Annotated in this window: 15 protein-coding genes and 1 pseudogene; 6 read left to right on the plus strand and 10 right to left on the minus strand. The window is 72.3% G+C overall.

Annotation, left to right across the window (positions count from 1 at the left end; translation table 11 throughout):
- Nucleotides 1-41: 41 nt before the first annotated feature.
- From AB0I60_RS33700 to AB0I60_RS33740, 9 genes are all read right to left on the minus strand, one after another.
- A complete protein-coding gene (locus tag AB0I60_RS33700; protein ID WP_360737261.1) occupies nucleotides 42-695 on the minus strand; it encodes a GNAT family N-acetyltransferase in 654 nt (217 codons plus the stop codon).
- A 151-nt stretch (nucleotides 696-846) separates the two neighbouring features.
- The gene (locus AB0I60_RS33705) at nucleotides 847-1,698 is read right to left on the minus strand and encodes a M23 family metallopeptidase (RefSeq protein ID WP_360737263.1); all 852 of its coding nucleotides are present in this window, start codon (nucleotides 1,696-1,698) and stop codon (nucleotides 847-849) included.
- 659 nt (nucleotides 1,699-2,357) lie between these two features.
- Nucleotides 2,358-4,472, minus strand: coding sequence for a transglycosylase domain-containing protein (locus tag AB0I60_RS33710; RefSeq protein WP_360737265.1), 2,115 nt, complete (start codon nucleotides 4,470-4,472; stop codon nucleotides 2,358-2,360).
- A 223-nt stretch (nucleotides 4,473-4,695) separates the two neighbouring features.
- Nucleotides 4,696-5,733 (minus strand): carbohydrate kinase family protein, encoded by a 1,038-nt coding sequence (locus AB0I60_RS33715; RefSeq protein WP_360737267.1) that lies wholly within the window; start codon nucleotides 5,731-5,733, stop codon nucleotides 4,696-4,698.
- An 18-nt stretch (nucleotides 5,734-5,751) separates the two neighbouring features.
- Nucleotides 5,752-6,444, minus strand: a complete 693-nt coding sequence (gene shbA / locus AB0I60_RS33720) for an RNA polymerase sigma factor ShbA (protein ID WP_360737270.1) — start codon at nucleotides 6,442-6,444, stop codon at nucleotides 5,752-5,754.
- A gap of 178 nt (nucleotides 6,445-6,622) precedes the next feature.
- Complete coding sequence (locus AB0I60_RS33725; protein WP_360737273.1) at nucleotides 6,623-7,849, minus strand: cyclopropane-fatty-acyl-phospholipid synthase family protein; 1,227 nt, start codon at nucleotides 7,847-7,849, stop codon at nucleotides 6,623-6,625.
- The gene (locus AB0I60_RS33730) at nucleotides 7,846-8,550 is read right to left on the minus strand and encodes a DUF1365 domain-containing protein (protein WP_360737340.1); all 705 of its coding nucleotides are present in this window, start codon (nucleotides 8,548-8,550) and stop codon (nucleotides 7,846-7,848) included. Before AB0I60_RS33730 ends, AB0I60_RS33725 begins: the two co-directional genes overlap by 4 nt.
- A complete protein-coding gene (locus AB0I60_RS33735) occupies nucleotides 8,544-9,818 on the minus strand; it encodes an FAD-dependent oxidoreductase (RefSeq protein WP_360737276.1) in 1,275 nt (424 codons plus the stop codon). The genes AB0I60_RS33730 and AB0I60_RS33735 overlap by 7 nt, the downstream gene beginning before the upstream one ends.
- The gene (locus tag AB0I60_RS33740; RefSeq protein ID WP_360737279.1) at nucleotides 9,802-10,506 is read right to left on the minus strand and encodes an alpha/beta fold hydrolase; all 705 of its coding nucleotides are present in this window, start codon (nucleotides 10,504-10,506) and stop codon (nucleotides 9,802-9,804) included. The genes AB0I60_RS33735 and AB0I60_RS33740 overlap by 17 nt, the downstream gene beginning before the upstream one ends.
- Nucleotides 10,507-10,561: 55 nt before the next feature.
- Between AB0I60_RS33740 and AB0I60_RS33745 the strand changes: the two genes are divergently transcribed.
- The 4 genes and pseudogenes from AB0I60_RS33745 to AB0I60_RS33760 all read left to right on the plus strand — a co-directional run bounded on the left by AB0I60_RS33745 (nucleotide 10,562) and on the right by AB0I60_RS33760 (nucleotide 12,880).
- Nucleotides 10,562-11,389: an alpha/beta hydrolase gene (locus AB0I60_RS33745; protein ID WP_360737282.1), complete on the plus strand. Its 828-nt coding sequence runs from the start codon at nucleotides 10,562-10,564 to the stop codon at nucleotides 11,387-11,389.
- 54 nt (nucleotides 11,390-11,443) lie between these two features.
- Nucleotides 11,444-11,626 (plus strand): annotated as a pseudogene (locus AB0I60_RS33750) (helix-turn-helix transcriptional regulator); the annotation flags it as partial.
- Nucleotides 11,627-11,630: 4 nt separating this feature from the next.
- On the plus strand, nucleotides 11,631-12,191 hold the full coding sequence (locus AB0I60_RS33755; protein ID WP_360737284.1) for a nucleotidyltransferase family protein: 561 nt from the start codon (nucleotides 11,631-11,633) through the stop codon (nucleotides 12,189-12,191).
- Nucleotides 12,192-12,232: 41 nt separating this feature from the next.
- A complete protein-coding gene (locus tag AB0I60_RS33760; protein ID WP_360737286.1) occupies nucleotides 12,233-12,880 on the plus strand; it encodes a hypothetical protein in 648 nt (215 codons plus the stop codon).
- 14 nt (nucleotides 12,881-12,894) lie between these two features.
- Here AB0I60_RS33760 and AB0I60_RS33765 read toward each other — a convergent pair whose 3' ends face one another.
- Nucleotides 12,895-13,659, minus strand: coding sequence for a DeoR/GlpR family DNA-binding transcription regulator (locus AB0I60_RS33765; RefSeq protein WP_360737288.1), 765 nt, complete (start codon nucleotides 13,657-13,659; stop codon nucleotides 12,895-12,897).
- A 108-nt stretch (nucleotides 13,660-13,767) separates the two neighbouring features.
- Between AB0I60_RS33765 and AB0I60_RS33770 the strand changes: the two genes are divergently transcribed.
- Entirely contained in the window at nucleotides 13,768-14,505 is a 738-nt protein-coding gene (locus tag AB0I60_RS33770; RefSeq protein ID WP_360737290.1) for an SIS domain-containing protein, read from the plus strand.
- Between the two features lie 61 nt (nucleotides 14,506-14,566).
- The gene (locus AB0I60_RS33775) at nucleotides 14,567-16,141 is read left to right on the plus strand and encodes a penicillin-binding transpeptidase domain-containing protein (RefSeq protein ID WP_360737292.1); all 1,575 of its coding nucleotides are present in this window, start codon (nucleotides 14,567-14,569) and stop codon (nucleotides 16,139-16,141) included.
- The last annotated feature ends 5 nt before the right edge of the window (nucleotides 16,142-16,146 follow it).

Genomic DNA, 16,146 nt, shown 5'->3' on the forward strand with positions numbered 1-16,146 from the left:
GCCCTCCGTGTCTCCAGACGGGTACTGCTCCAGGTGGGGTGCTACTCCAGGTGGGCGGCGGTGATCGGCGACTCGACCGTCCACCCGAGCTTGCGGTAGAGCGCGAGCCCGGCCTCGGTGGCGACCAGCACGCCCCGCACCGCACCACGAGCCGACGCGACCCGCGACAACTCGGACATCACGACCCTGCCCAGGCCCCGCCGGCGGTGCGCCGGGTCGGTCTCCACCATGTCCACGACAGCGGCGAGGCCCCGCACCGCGACGCGCCCCTTCGCCGCGCACCCGCCGTCGCCGGCGCGGAGCACGACGTCGTGCACGTCACCGGTGCTGCGCAGTTCCACCGCGTAGGGGGCCGGCGGGGCGAGGGGCGGTTGCTCCCCCAGCCCGGTGCTCATCAGGTACTCCGGCTCGCCGAGGACCCACTCGGGTCCGAGGCCGGACCGCACCTCGTCGAGCGGCCCGCAGACCTTCACCCACGTGCCCGGGTCGCGGAGGCCGGCGGCACGCGCGCCCACCGACCTCGGCTCCACCAGCACGTACCGCACCCGGTGGCCGGGCAACCCGACGTCGACGCGGAAGCCGTCGGGCTCGGTGACGGGATCCACCGTGCCACGGGACAGCGCCCAGCCCCACACCCAGTCGGCGACGACCTCGCCGGTCCGCGACGCGAGTGCCGGACTCCGGGAATCGACCACCCCACGATCCTGCCACGCCCACGCCGCCGACCCCGGACACGCGCTGAGCCGGACCAGGGGGACTGGTCCGGCTCAGCGGGGTGCGGTTCGAGCGAACGCCGACCGGCGTGAGGAGCGCGCCGACGCTCCGCGGCGTCGGCGGCGGGGTGGGTCAGAGGGAGATGCCGCGCTCGCCCAGCCACCCGATGGGGTCGATCTTCTGCGAGCCGCCGATCCACACCTCGAAGTGCAGGTGCGGGCCGGTGGACTCGCCCCGGTTGCCGATGGTCGCGATCTGCTGACCGGCGGCGACCTGCTGGCCCTGGCTCACCAGGATCTCGTTGACGTGCCCGTAGACGGTGATCGTGCCGTCGGCGTGCTGGACGCGCACCCACAGCCCGAAGCCGCTCGCCGGACCCGCCTCGACCACCGTGCCGTCCAGCGGGGCGACGATCGGCGTGCCGATGGCGTTGGCGATGTCGACGCCGAAGTGGGTGGTGCCCCACCGCGCGCCGAAGCCGGAGGTGAAGGTGCCCTCGGCGGGCTTGAACACCTTGGGCTTGCGCGCGGCCTCTTCAGCGGCGGCGGCGCGTGCCTTGTCGGCGTTCTCGGCGGCGATGCGCGCGTTCTCGGCGTCCTGCGCGTCCTTCTGGCGCTTGAGCTCGGCCTGGCGGTCGACGTAGCCGTTGGAGGCGTGCTTGATGGCCTGGTCGACGTGCTGTCGGGCGTACATGCCCTCGGAGCGCATGAGCTTCGCCGCTTCCAGGCCGGGCTCGATGACGTGCCGGGTCTGGATCGCGTGGGACTGCGGCGAGGCGGTGGTGCCCGCCAGCGCTGCGGCGAGGTCGCCGGAGCCGGCGAGGGGCGTGATCTGCGGACCGGACGAGCCGGCCGCCACGCCGATGCCGGCGGTCAGTGCTCCGAAGGCCACCACTGCGGTGATCTTGCCGGAGGCGAGGGGTTTCTCGTCGTCCGCGCGGTGGGAGCCGCGCTTGCCGGTGGTCCTCGGGGGCGTGGTGAACACGCTGCGACCACGGGCCTTGGTGTGCCGTGCCAAGGGGGTTGCCTTCCTGCATCGGGGAGCCCGGTCAGGACACCCGGCGGGGGATCCGGGTGGCGGCGCTTTCGGGGAGCGACGCCGTGTCCTTTTGGTGACCGAACCGTGACATGCGGCCGGGAACGTAACCCGACGTAACGAGGGAAGGCAAGACACACCGCACCAACTGGGGCAATTTGGTGAGATAGCCCACTGTTTGTCACAGTGCGTGTTCAGATACATGCAGGTCTCGTATTGGGCCGTTACAAATCGCAGGTCAGGGCCATGACCACCACGGCTCCCCGAAGGCCACGGACCGTGATCGCCCCACGCTTCGCAACCGACCCCTGACACACCGCGATGACCTGCGAAGTTCGCGGCGAGGCGAACGCGGCACCGCACAGGAACGGCGCGGACGCCCCCGACGCAGAGGTGCGGGTCGGCCTCGCCCCGGGCGGGACGCCTCCTGCCCGGCGAGCATCTGCACCGGCCCGCCCCGGCGTGCCTCTACGGCGATCCCGAAGCCTTCCTCGGCCGTGGTCGGGCTGCGGTCCGGCACGGGGTCGAGGCGGCGGCCGAGATGCGCGAACCCCGCCCGCTGGGGAGCGGGCGGGGTCCGGTGGGGTGGGCGGGAGTGGTCGGTGGGGTCAGCGGAAGCGGGGGTCCACCGGCGGGAGGGGCTTCGTCTCGGCCGCACCGTGGATGGTCTTCATCGCGTTGAACCACGTCGGGGCCGCCACCTGGCCACCGAAGACGCCGCCCGCGTCGTTGGTGCCGCACAGGTAGGGCGGGGAGCCGTTGCAGATCACCTGCGGTGCCACGCCGTCGGTGAAGGTCATCACCGCGCCCGCGAACTGGGGGGTCGCGCCGATGAACGCCACCGACCAGTGGTTCTCGGTGGTGCCCGTCTTGCCGATCATCGGACGGTCCCAGCCCCTGGTCGCGTTGGCCGCCGTGCCGCCGGGCTTGGTGTCGTGGCTCATGGCGGTGGCCAGGGCGTTCGCCACCTCGGGGGCCACGGCCTGGTCGCACGGGGCTTCCTTGAGCTGGACCGGGACGCCGTTGCGGTCGGTGATCTTCTCGACCGGGGTCGGCGGGCACCACTTGCCGCCGCTCATGATGGTCGCCGCCACGTTCGACAGCTCCAGGATGCTGGTCGGGCCGGCACCCAGGGTGAACGAGCCGCTGTTGTCGCGCTTGTAGACGTCGCCCTGGCTGGGACCGTTCGAGCCGTCCGACTTGAGCGGGTCGCCCGCCTCGTTCACGCCCTGCATCGACTCGCGCAGGCCGAGGCGGTGCGCCATGTCCACGACGTTGTTCAGGCCCGCCTTCTCCTCCAGGATGATGAACGCGGTGTTCGGCGACTGGGCCAGCGCCTCGGTCAGCGTCATCTTGTCCTTGTACGGGCCGGCGTTCTTCACCGTGTACGGCTTGCTGCCGTTCTTGTACACCTTGGACGTGTAGGTCGCGGGGACGTCGATCGGTTTGTCGATGCCGGTGACGCCCTTCTCCAGGGCGGACGCGGCGGTGAACACCTTGTAGATGGAGCCCGCGCCGAACTTGGTCACCTCGGCCGGGATCGAGTACGCGCTCTGCCCGGCGTCGGCGTTGTTGCCGAAGTCGCGGTTCGCGGCCAGCGCCCGCACGCGGTGCTTGTCGTCACCCGGCTCGACCACGGCCATCGCGTTCGCCACGCCCGGCTGGGTCTTGGGCACCTGCTCCTCGGCCGCCTCCTTGGCGGCGCGGGTGGCGACCGGGTCCATCGTGGTGTGAATGGTGTAGCCGCCCTTGCGCAGCTTCGCCGGCGGGATGCCCGCCGTGTCGAGGTAGTCGAGCAGGTAGCGGCAGAAGAAGCCGTACACCGGGCCGTCGCCCGCACCGACGCAGCCGTTGGGCAGCAGCTGGAGGTCCGGCACGACGCCGATGTCCGCCGCCTTGTACTCGTTGGCCTTCTCCTCGGCGACCTTCGCGTCCGCGCCGAACGCGCCGTTCTCGCGCATCTTGTCGATCACCGTGTTGCGCCGCTTGATCGCGGGCTCGACGGCCGCGCCGGGGTTGAGCCGGCTGGGCTCGTTGACCAGGCCGGCGAGCATCGCGGCCTGCGGCACGGTGAGCTTGTCCGGCGTGGTGTTGAAGTAGGTCTTGGAGGCCGCGCCGACGCCGTAGGTGCCGTTGCCGAACGGGACGATGTTCAGGTACGCGGTGAGGATCTCGTCCTTGCTCAGCTTCTGCTCCAGCTGGGTCGCGATGCGCGCCTCGCTGATCTTGCGGCCGAGGGTGGCCTCGGTGGCCTTCTCGTACGCCTCCTGCTTGCCCTCGCCCACCACGAACGCCAGGTAGTTCTTCACGTACTGCTGGGTCAGCGTCGACGCACCCTGGGACGCCCCGCCGTCGACGCCCGCCTTGGCCGCGGCGCGCGCGATGCCCTGCCAGTCGACGCCCTTGTGCTCGAAGAACCGCTTGTCCTCGATCGCGATGATCGCGGCCTTCATGGTGTCGGAGATGCCGGAGGACGGCACCGGGATGCGGTACTGGTCGTACAGGTAGGCGATCGGCGCACCGTCCTTGTCGAGCACCGTGGTGACCAGCGGCGGCTCCGCCTTGGTCAGCTCGCCCGAGGTCTGGTCGACGGTGTCGGCGGCGCGGTTGGACGCCAGGCCCAGCCCGCCCACGACGGGGAACAGCAGAGCGGCCAGCAGCACGCCCGCCATCAGGCACAACCCCAGCAATTTGAACAGACCCGTCGCGCGCGCGGCGAACACCGAACAACCCCTTCCGATCCCCTTGCGAAGCCCCTGCGATCCCCGTCGGGAAAAGCTCCCTGATCACTAAGTCGCTTGGCGACCGCCCCAGGTTGCTCGCACACCCGAAATTACTCCTGCCCGTTACCGGCCGACGCCAAACCCCCTGCGCCGGATGGCGGCGGACCGTACGGGTAGATTCTCGAACAGGAGTTCGAACCAGCGCAAGATCACCATCGGGTGATCATCGGGGGCCCCGGAGCCGGATGGTGGCGCTCGCCCGGCTCACCTCGACGCCCGCGCGGTGCGGCAGCACGTCCTCCAGGAACCCGTACCCGCACAGGTCGGAGTCGGCACGCCGGCTGACGGTGCGCCACCACGTGGCGATGTCCACCCAGCCGGGAGCCGACAGCGACCCGCCGAAGTGCTGCACCGACAGCGCCGCGCACAGGTTGGCGAACCGCACCCGGTCCGCCAGCGGCCACCCGGCCAGCGTCCCGAGCACGAACCCCGCACCGAACACGTCGCCCGCGCCGGTCGAGTCCAGCGGTGCCACGTTCAACCCGGGCACGTCCACGACCTCCCCCGTGGACGAGTCGACGGCCACCGCCCCCTTGCCGCCGCGCGTGACGACCACCACGGGCACGTGTTCGGCCAACGCGATCGCAGCGCGCTCCGCCGACTCGCTGCGCGTGTACCGCATCGCCTCCGCGTCGTTGGGCAGGAACACGTCGTAGTCCTCCAGCCGCCGCAGCAGCTGGGGCGCCCACACGCCCGTGCGGTCCCACCCGATGTCGGCGAACAGCAGCGCCCCGGCCGCCTTGGCGGCCTGCACCCACTGCTCCTCCTCCGGCTGGATGTGCACGAAGCACGCGCGGGTGGACGGGGGCGGCGACAGGATCTCGTCGGCGGAGACGGGCGGCCGGTGCCCGTGGGTCACCATGGAGCGGTCGCGGTCCATCGCCATCGACACGGTGACCGGCGAGTGCCAGCCGTAGTAGCGGCGGCAGTAGGACAGGTCGACGCCTTCCTGTTCGGAGAGGACTTCCCAGCAGAAGTCCCCGTAGGCGTCCTCGCCGAACGCGGCCGACAGCGCGGTGCGCAGTTGGAGCCTGCTCAGCGCCACGGCGAGGTTCGCGATGCCGCCGGGGCACGACCCGAGGCCCTCGGCCCACACCTCGGTGCCCGGTGCGGGCGGGCGCGGGAGGCCGGTGAAGATGATGTCCAGGAACACGGTGCCGGACAACACCACGTCGAACGCGGGCTCGTCGGGGGTCGTCATCCCCCTACGATGCCAGGGTCAGCCCTCGACGGCCGCGAACATCTCCCGCATCCGCGCCAGCGCGCGGTGCTGGGCGACCCGGACCGCGCCGGGCGTGGAGCCCACGGCGGCGGCGGTCTCCTCGGCGGACAGCCCGACCGCGACGCGCAGCACCAGGATCTCCCGCTGGCGCTCGGGCAGCCGGCGCAGCAGCTGGGTGACGGCCTCGATCATCTCGCCGTTCATGGCGCGCTGCTCCGGCCCGTCCTCCAGGGTCGGCGTGTCGGGCAGCTCGGGGACGACCTCGGACCGGCTGCGGACCGCGCGCCTGCGCGCGTCGGCGACCTTGTGCGCGGCGATGCCGTACACGAACGCGAGGAACGAGCCGGGCTCGTAGCGGTACTTGGCCAGCGCCGCCACGACGGCGAGGCAGACCTCCTGCGCGATGTCCTCGGCCGAGACCAGCGTCCGCTCCCGGGAGCCGACCCGGGCCCGGCAGTAGCGCAGCACCAGCGGCTGGATCCGGGCCAGGAGCTGCTCGACGGCGCGCGGCTCCCCGGCCAGCGCGGCGTCGACCAGCTCCGACATCTCGGCCTCGGCCAGCCACCGGGTGGTCACCCCGGTCGGCGCACCGCCCGCGACCAATCGGACCTCGGGACGACCGGGTGCGCCTGCGTCGCCGACCGCGCCGACCTCGATCCCGACGTCGGTCCGCACGGATGCGTGCACCATCCGGCGACCTCCTCACGCTCGTCAACCCTTCCCGGCACATCCCGGCTCATTGATGAGGAGGGAGCACTCCGCTCCCTGATACGGGATTCGCCAAAGCTGACCACGATCGTGGCCCACGTGGTGGGAACAGCACCCGACCGAGGGAGAGGATGAGCCGTTCGGCGCAGTCGGCGCAGCGCTACTTCACCATGCCGAACTGGCGCACCCCCAGATAGCCCACCCGGAACCCCGCTTCGGAGTACGCGAGGTAGAACTCCCACATCCGGCGGAACGTCTCGTCGAACCCGAGCGCGGCGACGTCCTCCCACCGGTCGGTGAACCGCTCCCGCCACCGGCGCAGCGTCTCGGCGTAGTCGAGCCCGAACTCGCGGGTCGCCTCGACCCTGAGCCGGGTGTGGTCGCGGACGGTCTCCTCGATCGCCCGCACGGACGGGATGAGGCCACCGGGGAAGATGTACTTGTGGATCCACGTGTAGCTGGCGGCGCTGGCCAGCATCCGGTCGTGGGGCATGGTGATGGCCTGGAGCCCGACCCGGCCGCCCGGCACCAGTGACCGGTCGATCATGGTGAAGTAGGCGGGCCAGTACTCGCTGCCCACGGCCTCGATCATCTCCACGCTGACCACGGCGTCGTAGGTGCCGCGCTCCTCGCGGTAGTCGCGCAGGCGGATGTCGACGGCGTCGGACACGCCCGCTGCGGACGCCCGCTGCTCGGCCAGCGCCTTCTGCTCGGCCGACAGCGTCAGGGAGGTGACGGTCGCACCGCGCTGGGCGGCCCGGATGGCGAGCGCGCCCCAGCCGGTGCCGATCTCCAGCACCCGCGACCCCGAGCGCACGCCGGCGTAGTCCAGCACGCCGTCGATCTTGCGGAGCTGCGCCTCGGGCAGCGAGTCGGTCCCGTCGAACCACGCCGACGAGTACGTCATCGTCTCGTCCAGGAACGTGGTGAACAGGTCGTTGGACAGGTCGTAGTGCCGGTGGATGTTGCGCCGCGACCCCCGCACGTCGTTGGCGTCCGACGCGGGGTGCCGGCGCTCCACCCAGCGCCGCAGCAGTTGCAGCTTGGGCGGGATGAGCGTGCTCAGCCGCGCGGCGAAGGGCGTGAGCAGGTCGGCGAGCCGGTGGCAGGTCCAGTCGCCGACCATGTACGCCTCGCCGAACCCGATCTTGGCGTCCACCCCGAGCCGGTGGAAGAACGCGGCGGGCCGGTGCACGCGCATGACCGGCGCGTCGGTGCCGCCCGCGCCGAGCCGGACGCCGCCGGGCAGGACGACCCTGATCGGCAGCGTGCGCACGGCCCGGCGGAACAGCGCCTCGGCGATCCCGGCCCGCCACGGCGAGCGCGGCGGGTAGTGCAGCCCCGGCCAGATCCCCTGGTTGGGACGGGGCAGGTCGATCGTGCTCATCGCTTGTCACTCCTCGGGACTACAGGCACGCGCCGCGCCCAGAGCGCGATGCCATGACGGCGGATCAGCCCGGAAACCCGGTACGTCATCAGTGGCCGGCGGATCAGCAGCCGCACCAGCTCGCGCGGGGTGGCGGGTCGCCGGTGGCCCTTCATGGTGGCGCTGAACGGCGTGGCCCCGCCTTGGCGCAGGGCGATGGTCACGGAGAGTTCTTCACCTGGTTCGGGGACGCGCATCACGTAGTGCCCGGAGATCTCCAGGAAGGGCGACACGTAAAAGTTCTTGTCCACGCGCGCGCGTCCTGCGGCGTCCGGGTGCAGCAAGTACACGTGCTGCTGCCCATAGGTGTTGTGTACCTCGGCGATGACGCACTCAAGCTCCCCGGACGCGTTGTGGCACCAAAAGAGCGACAGGGGGTTGAACACGTAACCGAGGAGGCGGGCGTTGGCGAGCATGGTGACCCGGCCGCCGCCGAGGTCGATGCCGCGCTCGGCGAGCCACGCATCGACGTTCTGCCGGATCGTGCGCTGCGGGGACCCGAGGTGGTCCCGCGCCTCGAACCGGGCGAACGGGCGCAGCCACCGGGGCAGCCGGGGCAGCGCGTCCAGGTCCACCAGCCACACGTACGCCTTGTGCCGGAACGACCGGTGCAGCCGTTCCCGGCGCGTGTGGCCGATCTCGACCTCGTACAGGTTCACCAGGCCACCCCGAAGCCGGTCGCCGCACGCACCCCCGAGGCGCACCCGTCCTCGTGGAAACCCCACCCGTGGTACGCGCCCGCGTACGCCGTGCGCCCGGTGTTCAGCTCCGGCAACCGCCGTTGCGCCGCCAGCGACTCGGGCGTGTAGACGGGGTGCTCGTACACCATGCGGGCGATCACCGAACCCTGGTCGACGAGATCGGTCGCGTTCAGTGTCACCACGTAGTCAAGGGGCTCGACGAGCCGCATGAGCCGGTTCATGTGGTAGCTGACCAGGACCTCGCCGCCGCGTTCGTGGCACGCGGGCTTGAGGACGTTCCAGGACGCCTTCGCGCCGGGGCTCTCGGGCAGCACGCCGGCGTCGTGGTGCAGCCAGGTCTCGTTGCGGGAGTAGCGGAACGCCCCGAGCACCTCGCGCTCGGCGTCGGTCGGGTCGCCGAGTAAGGCCAGCGCCTGGTCCGGGTGGGTGGCGACGACGACCTTGTCGGCGAGGTGCCGCTGGTCGGCGTCGTCGCGCAGCTCGACGCCGTCGGCGGTGCGCAGGATGCTGCGGATGGGCGTGGACACCTGTACGGCGGTCAGCCCCTTCGCGGCGCGTTCGACGTACGCGCGCGAGCCGCCGACCACGGTCTTCCACTGCGGCGTGCCGCCCACGGACAGCATTCCGTGGTTGGACAGGAACTCGAACAGGTAGCGCGCCGGGTAGCGCCTGCTGTCCTGCGGCCCGGACGACCACACGGCGGACACCAGCGGCAGGGCGAAGTGGTCCACGAAGTACTGCGAGTACCCGCCGATCACCAGGAACGCGCCCAGGGTCGTGTCGTGCTCGTCGGGCATCGCCAGCAGCCGCTTCGCGTGCCGGTGGAACCGGGTGACCTCCGCGAGCATCCGCAGGTAGCCGGCCCGGGTCAGGTTGCGCGGCTGGGCGAACAGCCCGGCCAGCTTGCGGGCGCCCGCGTACTCCAGGCCGCAGCCCAGGCACCGGACGCTCATGGACATCTCGGAGTCCTGGGTGGACACGCCGAGTTCGCGGAACAGCCGCACCAGGTTGGGGTACGTCCGCTCGTTGTGCACGATGAAGCCGCTGTCGACCACGGTCGTGCCACCGTCGTCGGTGGCCAGCTCGTGGGTGTGGGCGTGGCCGCCCAGTCGGGCGTCCTGCTCGAACAGCACCACGTCGTAGCGGCGCTGCAACAGGTAGGCGGCGGTGAGCCCGGAGACCCCGCTGCCGACCACCGCTACCCGTTGCCGTTCACCGGTTACCACCACGCGTTCCTCCCAGAGGCACGTCCAAGCCCTTCGGTGTGGGCTCCCGCATGGCGTTCGCCAGATAGGGGGCGAGCGGTTCGATGTCGATCACGCCGAGCACGAAGTCGGTGACCAACCGGGTCCACCAGCGGAACCGGAGCAGCATCGCGTGGCCCTCGCCCGGCACGGTGAACCGCGCCACGCGGTCGGTGACCTGCCGGGCGAGCAGGGCGTACCGGTAGGACGCGGCGGGGCTGGTGGTGCGGTCGCGGTCGCCGTGGGCGATGAGCAGCGCGCGCCCGGCCAGGCCCCGGTGCGGGTCGCCGCCCTCGATCCACGGGGCCAGCGCGCACACCGCGACCACCTGCGGGTCGTCGGCGACGTGCAGGGCGGTCCGGCCACCCATGGAGTGGCCGACCAGCACCACGGGCACGGCGGGGTGCTCGCGCCGGATCTTGGCCAACGCCCACCGCGCGTCCTGCACGGGGTGCTTGTGAGGCGCGTTCCAGCCGTTGTGCGTGTGCCGCAGCAGCCACACCGCCACGCCCTCGCCGTGGCGGTGGATGGACCGCGCGAAGGGAACCATCCGCAGGTACGGCAGCTTGTGGCGGCTGACCGGGCGGTGACCTTCGACACTGCCCCCGTGCAGGACCAGGACCACGGCGCGGACGGGTCCGGTGGGTGCGAGGACGTCGATGGCGGGTTCCACAGCACAATGTTCGCTCGGACAGCACGACCGGATCGAGGATGGGACTCGGATCACAGTGACCGAACAGCTCGGGGTGCAGACGGCCGAAGGTGTGTTCGACGCGATCGCGGCAGGTCCCGAGGACGGCCGGCCGGTGCTGCTGCTGCACGGCTTCCCGGAGGCGGCGGTGGCGTGGGAGCACCAGGTGGCGGTGCTGGGGCGGGCCGGCTACCGGGCGTTGGCGTTCGACCAGCGCGGCTACTCCCCCGGCGTGCGGCCCGAGGCCGCGCTGGAGTACGGGATCGACTCGCTGGTCGGCGACGTGCTGGCGGTCGCGGACTCGCTGGGGTGGTCGCGGTTCGACCTGGTGGGGCACGACTGGGGCGCGGCCGTGGCGTGGTGGACGGCCTACGAGCACCCCGACCGCCTGCGGACGCTGACGGCCGTGTCGACGCCGCACCCGCGCGCGCTGGCCGACGCGGTGCAGAGCGACGAGGACCAGCACATGCGGTCGGCGTACATGACCGAGTGGCGGCAGAGCTCCACCGAGCGGCGGATGCTCGCGGACAACGGCGCGGCGTTGCGGCAGATGTTCGAGTGGCAGGTGCCGCCGTCGCGGGTCGACGACTACCTGCGGCGGCTGGCCGAGCCGGGCGCGCTGACCGCCGCGCTGAACTGGTACCGGGCGGGCCGGCCGGACGGCCGGATCGAGCACGTGGCGGTGCCGACGATGTACGTCTGGAGCACCGAGGACGTGGCGTTCGGGTCCACCGCCGCCTTCGACACCGCCAAGTGGGTCAGCGGGCCCTACCGCTTCGAAATGCTGGAGGACGTCTCGCACTGGGTGCCCGAGCAGGTGCCCGAGGTGCTCACCGCGCTGCTGCTGGAGCACCTCGCGCCGTGATTTTTCCGTGACCGTTGAACCGCACCCTCGGCGTGGCACGTGTTTGTCCGTATGACGGAGTTGACCTACTCGGAGCGCCGGGTCGCGACCCTCGCCGCGTGTGGCCACAGCAACCGGGCCATCGCGCTGAGGCTGCACATCACCGTGAGCACCGTGGAGCAGCACCTGACCAGGGTCTACCGCAAGCTGGCGGTGTCCAGCCGGGCCGAGCTGAAGGGACACCGGGCCTTAGTGTGACCTCATGCGGGTCGCCGGGTTGCTGCTCGCCGCGGGGGCCGGGCGCAGGTTCGGCGGGCCCAAGGCGCTGGTGCGGCGCGGTGGCGCGCTCTGGGTCGAGTCGGCCCGGTCCGCGCTGCGGGACGCGGGCTGCGCGCCGGTCGTCGTGGTGCTGGGCGCGGGCGCCGACGACGTGAGGGCGCGGGCGACGCTGGGCGACGCCCTGGTGGTGGAGAACCCCGCGTGGGCGACGGGCATGGGCTCGTCGCTGAGAGCGGGTCTGGCGGCGCTGGGCACCTCGGCGGACGCCGTCGTCGTGCTGCCGGTCGACACGCCGGGTGTGACGGTCGAGGCGGTCCGCCGTTTCGTGGTCCTGGCCTCGCCCGGTGGCTTGCTGCGCGCGTCTTACGGCGGTGCGCCGGGGCACCCGGTGCTACTGGGCCGTGAGCACTGGGCGGCCGTGTCGGCTTCGGCGACCGGTGACGCCGGCGCGCGGGACTACCTGCGGGCGCACGGGGCGGTGGCGGTGGCGTGCGAGGACGTCGCGGACGGTGCGGACGTGGACCGGCCGGAGGATCTTCGCTGATCCGCGCACGCGCCCGGATCGGGTGTGCCACAGTCGACGGCATGTCACGTTCCAGGTGGGGGCTGGTGCTGGTGGCGCTGGCGGCGGCGGGGTGCGCGCAGCGCGCGGACACGGCGTCGGACGGCGGCGGCGACCTGCCACCGGTTCCCGAGGTCACGACGGTCCAGGTCACGACTGCGCCGGCCACTCCGCCGGCCACTGCGACCGAGATCCCGCAGACCGGGGCGTGCCGGGTCGCGTTCGACGTGGACGAGGTGGCGAAGGCCGCGACTCCGGGCGCGACGACGACGCCGGCGACTTCGAGGGAACTGCCGGGCGACATGCCGCCCAACCACGTGGACAACCGGTCGTGGCGGGTGCGCAAGGCCCTCAGGCCGGAGGTGCGCGCGTCGACCCTCGCGGTGGCGGAGAAGGTGCGGCCGGGGCTCGACGCGGGGTGCGACGCGGGCACGACCTCGCCGGAGTCGGTCCGGTCCGTGTTCGCCGAAGCGGGTCAGCCGAAGGTCTGGCTCACCACGATGACCACGTCGCCCGGCACCACGCCGCCGCCGGGTGTCGTGTACGCGCTCACCCTGGAGAGCCCGCAGGGCACCGGGTGCGTGATCGGCCACGTGCGACCGGGTGAGGTGCTGGTGTCGGTGACGGGCCCCACGCGCGAGGGTGCGTGCTACGAGCCGCCGTCGCACTGACCGGCGCGACGGCGTCACACCAGGCGGACCTCCACGCCCGCCTTGCGCAGCCGCGCCACCTCGTCCTCGGGCGCGTCCTCGTCGGTCACCAGCACGTCGACCTCGCGCGCCGGGCAGACCCGGCCGAACGCGGTGCGCCCCAACTTGGAGCTGTCGACGGCGGCGACGACCCGCGCGGAGGCGTCCACGGCGGCCCGTTTCACCGCGACCTCGGCCAGGTCGTGCGCGGAGACCCCGTTGGCCGCGCTCAGCCCGCAGCAGCCCAGCACCACCGTGTCGAAGCGCATCACCTGGAACGCGTACAGGGTCAGCGGGCCGCCGAACGCCAGTTCACCGGGACGCAGCTCGCCGCCGGGCAGCACCACCCGCACCTGGTCGGCGGTTCGCAGCACGTCCACGGAGTGCAGTGACAGCGGCAGCACGGTCACCCGCCGGTCGGTGAGCCGGCGCGCGACCTCCAGCGTGGTGGTGCCGCCGTCGAGCACGACGGTCTCGCCGTCGTCGAGCAGTTCGGCCACGGCGTGACCGATGCGGCGCTTGGCCTCCAGCCGTTGCCGGGCTCGGGCCGCGTAAGGCGTCTCCTCACCGGTCAACATGCCTACCGCCGCGCCGCGCACCCGACGCAGCAGGCCGTCGCGCTCCAGCACGTCCAGGTCGCGCCGCACGGTCATCTCCGACGCCTGCACGAGTTCGGCGAGGGCACCGACCCCGACCCGCCGGCCCTGGCGCAGGCTCTGGAGGATCAGCTCGTGCCGTCTGGCAACATCCACGGTGTTCATCTGAACACGTGCTGTGTTCGGAGGTCAAACACCTGCTGGCGGCGGGCCGGCGGATCGGGTAGGACTGGCGATCACCAACTTGGTGTAGACCACCGGAGGGCAGACCGCATGACCGAGACCGTGCCCGGCTCCGACTACGGCGACGTCGTGCGGACCCACCTGACCAGGGTGGAGCAGCAGAACGCCGCTGCGTTGGACGACGTTGCGGAACTCGTCCTGGCCGGCGTGCAGGCGGACGGCATGGTGCTCGCGGCGGGCGCGGGCCACTCGCTGGCCGCCGTCGCCGAGACGTTCTACCGCGCGGGCGGCCTGGCCTGCGTGCGGCCGATCTACCACCCCGAACTGCTGCCCATGCACGGCGCGGTGAGCAGCACCTCCGCCGAACGCCGCTCCGGCCTCGCCGCCGAGGTGCTGCGCGACGCCGGACTGGCCGCGCACGACGTGCTGTTCGTGTTCTCGACCTCGGGCGTCAACCCGTACCCGGTGGAGCTGGCCGTGCTGGCCGCCGACGCCGGCTGCCCGGTGGTCGCGGTGACCTCGCTCGCCGCCAGCGCCGCAGCGCCGCGCCGCGCGGGCACCACGCTCGCCGAGAACGCGACCGTCGTGCTGGACAACCTGGTGCCGGCCGGTGACGCCACCTACCCGGTGGAGAACCCGGTCACGGCGGCCGTGTCCACCGTGGCCACCGCGTTCCTGTGGAACCTGCTGCTGGTGCGGCTGCTGGACAAGGCGACCGAGGCGGGCGTGGAGCTGCCGCTGTGGCGCAGCGCGAACGTCGAGGGCGGCGACGCCGCCAACTCCGACCTGCTGCGCAAGTACCAGGCCCGCATCCCCGAACTCGGCTGAGCGTCCCTGTTCACGATTCCTCCACGCGATCTGGCTAGTCTCCGGTCGCAGAGGGGGAAACGTGAACAGGACTGGCAAGAGATGGATCCTGGCCGGGGGAAGCCTGGCCGCAGTGGCCGTCGTGGTGGCGGGCGTGGTGGTGCTGTGGCCGTCCGACGGCAGGTCGGCCTCGGCACCGCCCACCGTCCGCCCGCTGCCGGCACCGGTCGCCCAGCAGTTCGTCGCGGCGCTGATGGCCGGCGACGCGGCGCAGGCGGCTGCGGCCACCGACGGTGCCGCCGCCGCGCAACCGGCCATCGAGAAGATGTTGCAGGGCATGAAGGGCGTCGTCTACGGGGGCCGGGTGGGTGCGTCGCCGGCGATCGGCGACGCGGACAGGACCGCGACGATCACCGTCGACGTGACCTGGACGCTGCCCGACAGCACACCGCTGAAGTACGCGGTGCCCGTGGAACTGCGCCGCGCGGACACCCGGTGGCAGGTGCACTGGACACCCGCGCTGCTGCACCCGAACCTGGTCGAGGGGCAGTCCCTGGCCTACACCACGACCTCCGGCGACGGCGCGCTGCTCGACCGCGACGGGACGCCCGTGCCGCCCGGGTTCGCGCCCGTGGTCGTGTCGTCGGTCACCCAGCAGCTCGGCGGCACCACCGGTGAGCAGGGCTGGCAGGTGGCCGTGGTCGACGCGGCGGGCACGCCCGTGGCCGTGCTGGCGGAGAAGAAGGCCAAGGCCCGCCAGAAGCTGACGCTCACGCTCGACCCGTCCACCCAGAACGCCGCGCAGACCGCCGTCGACCAGGTGCCGCTGCCGGCCGTGATCGTCGCGCTGGCACCGTCCAACGGCGAGATCCTGGCCGTGGCGCAGAACGCCGGGGCGAGCGCCGGCGGGCCGATCTCGTTGCAGAACTACTACGAGCCCGGCTCGACGTTCAAGATCGTGACCGCGACGGCGGCGCTGATGTCCGGGAACGTCACGGCAGACTCCCCCGTCGAGCGCCCCGGCAAGGCGACCATCGGGCCGCGCCAGATCGTCAACGACGACCAGTTCGACCTCGGGACCGTGCCGGTGCACCGGGCGTTCGCCGCGTCGTGCAACACCAGCTTCAGCCGGCTCGCGGCCGACCTGCCCGCCGACGCCCTGCCCCGGGCGGCCTCGCTGTTCGGGCTGGGCGAGGACTACGCGGTCGCGGGCCTGACCACGAACACCGGCAAGATCCCGCCGTCCGAGACGGTCACCCAGCGCGTCGAGGCGGGCATCGGCCAGGGCACCATGCAGACCACGCCGTTCGGCATGGCCCTGGCGGCGGCGACCGTGGCGAACGGCAGCACGCCCACGCCGCAGCTGATCCGCGAGATCCCCACGCAGGGCGGGCAGGGCCGCGCGCTGCCGGGCGGTGTCGCGTCGGCGTTGCGCTCGATGATGGGCGAGGTCGTCACCGGCGGCACGGCGACGGCGCTCGCGGGGCTCGGTGGCGTGCGCGGCAAGACCGGGACGGCCCAGCACGGCGACGGCTCGATGTCGCACGGCTGGTTCGTCGGCTACCGGGGCGATCTCGCGTTCGCGGTGCTCGTGGTGGACGCGGGCACCTCCAAGGTCGCGGTCGGCGCGACCGCGACCTTCCTCGGTGCCCTGTAGGCGGT

The sequence above is a fragment of the Actinosynnema sp. NPDC050436 genome, from assembly GCF_040655415.1.
In the GTDB taxonomy this organism is placed as follows: Bacteria; Actinomycetota; Actinomycetes; order Mycobacteriales; family Pseudonocardiaceae; genus Actinosynnema.

What these genes read in the sequence shown, in the direction of transcription:
- AB0I60_RS33715 (WP_360737267.1), bottom strand. Translation starts at nt 5,733, where the DNA reads ATGACGACCCCCGACGAGCCCGCGTTCGACGTGGTGTTGTCCGGCACC.
- AB0I60_RS33725 (WP_360737273.1), bottom strand. Translation starts at nt 7,849, where the DNA reads ATGAGCACGATCGACCTGCCCCGTCCCAACCAGGGGATCTGGCCGGGG.
- shbA (WP_360737270.1), bottom strand. Translation starts at nt 6,444, where the DNA reads ATGGTGCACGCATCCGTGCGGACCGACGTCGGGATCGAGGTCGGCGCG.
- AB0I60_RS33755 (WP_360737284.1), top strand. Translation starts at nt 11,631, where the DNA reads ATGCGGGTCGCCGGGTTGCTGCTCGCCGCGGGGGCCGGGCGCAGGTTC.
- AB0I60_RS33760 (WP_360737286.1), top strand. Translation starts at nt 12,233, where the DNA reads ATGTCACGTTCCAGGTGGGGGCTGGTGCTGGTGGCGCTGGCGGCGGCG.
- AB0I60_RS33765 (WP_360737288.1), bottom strand. Translation starts at nt 13,659, where the DNA reads ATGAACACCGTGGATGTTGCCAGACGGCACGAGCTGATCCTCCAGAGC.
- AB0I60_RS33770 (WP_360737290.1), top strand. Translation starts at nt 13,768, where the DNA reads ATGACCGAGACCGTGCCCGGCTCCGACTACGGCGACGTCGTGCGGACC.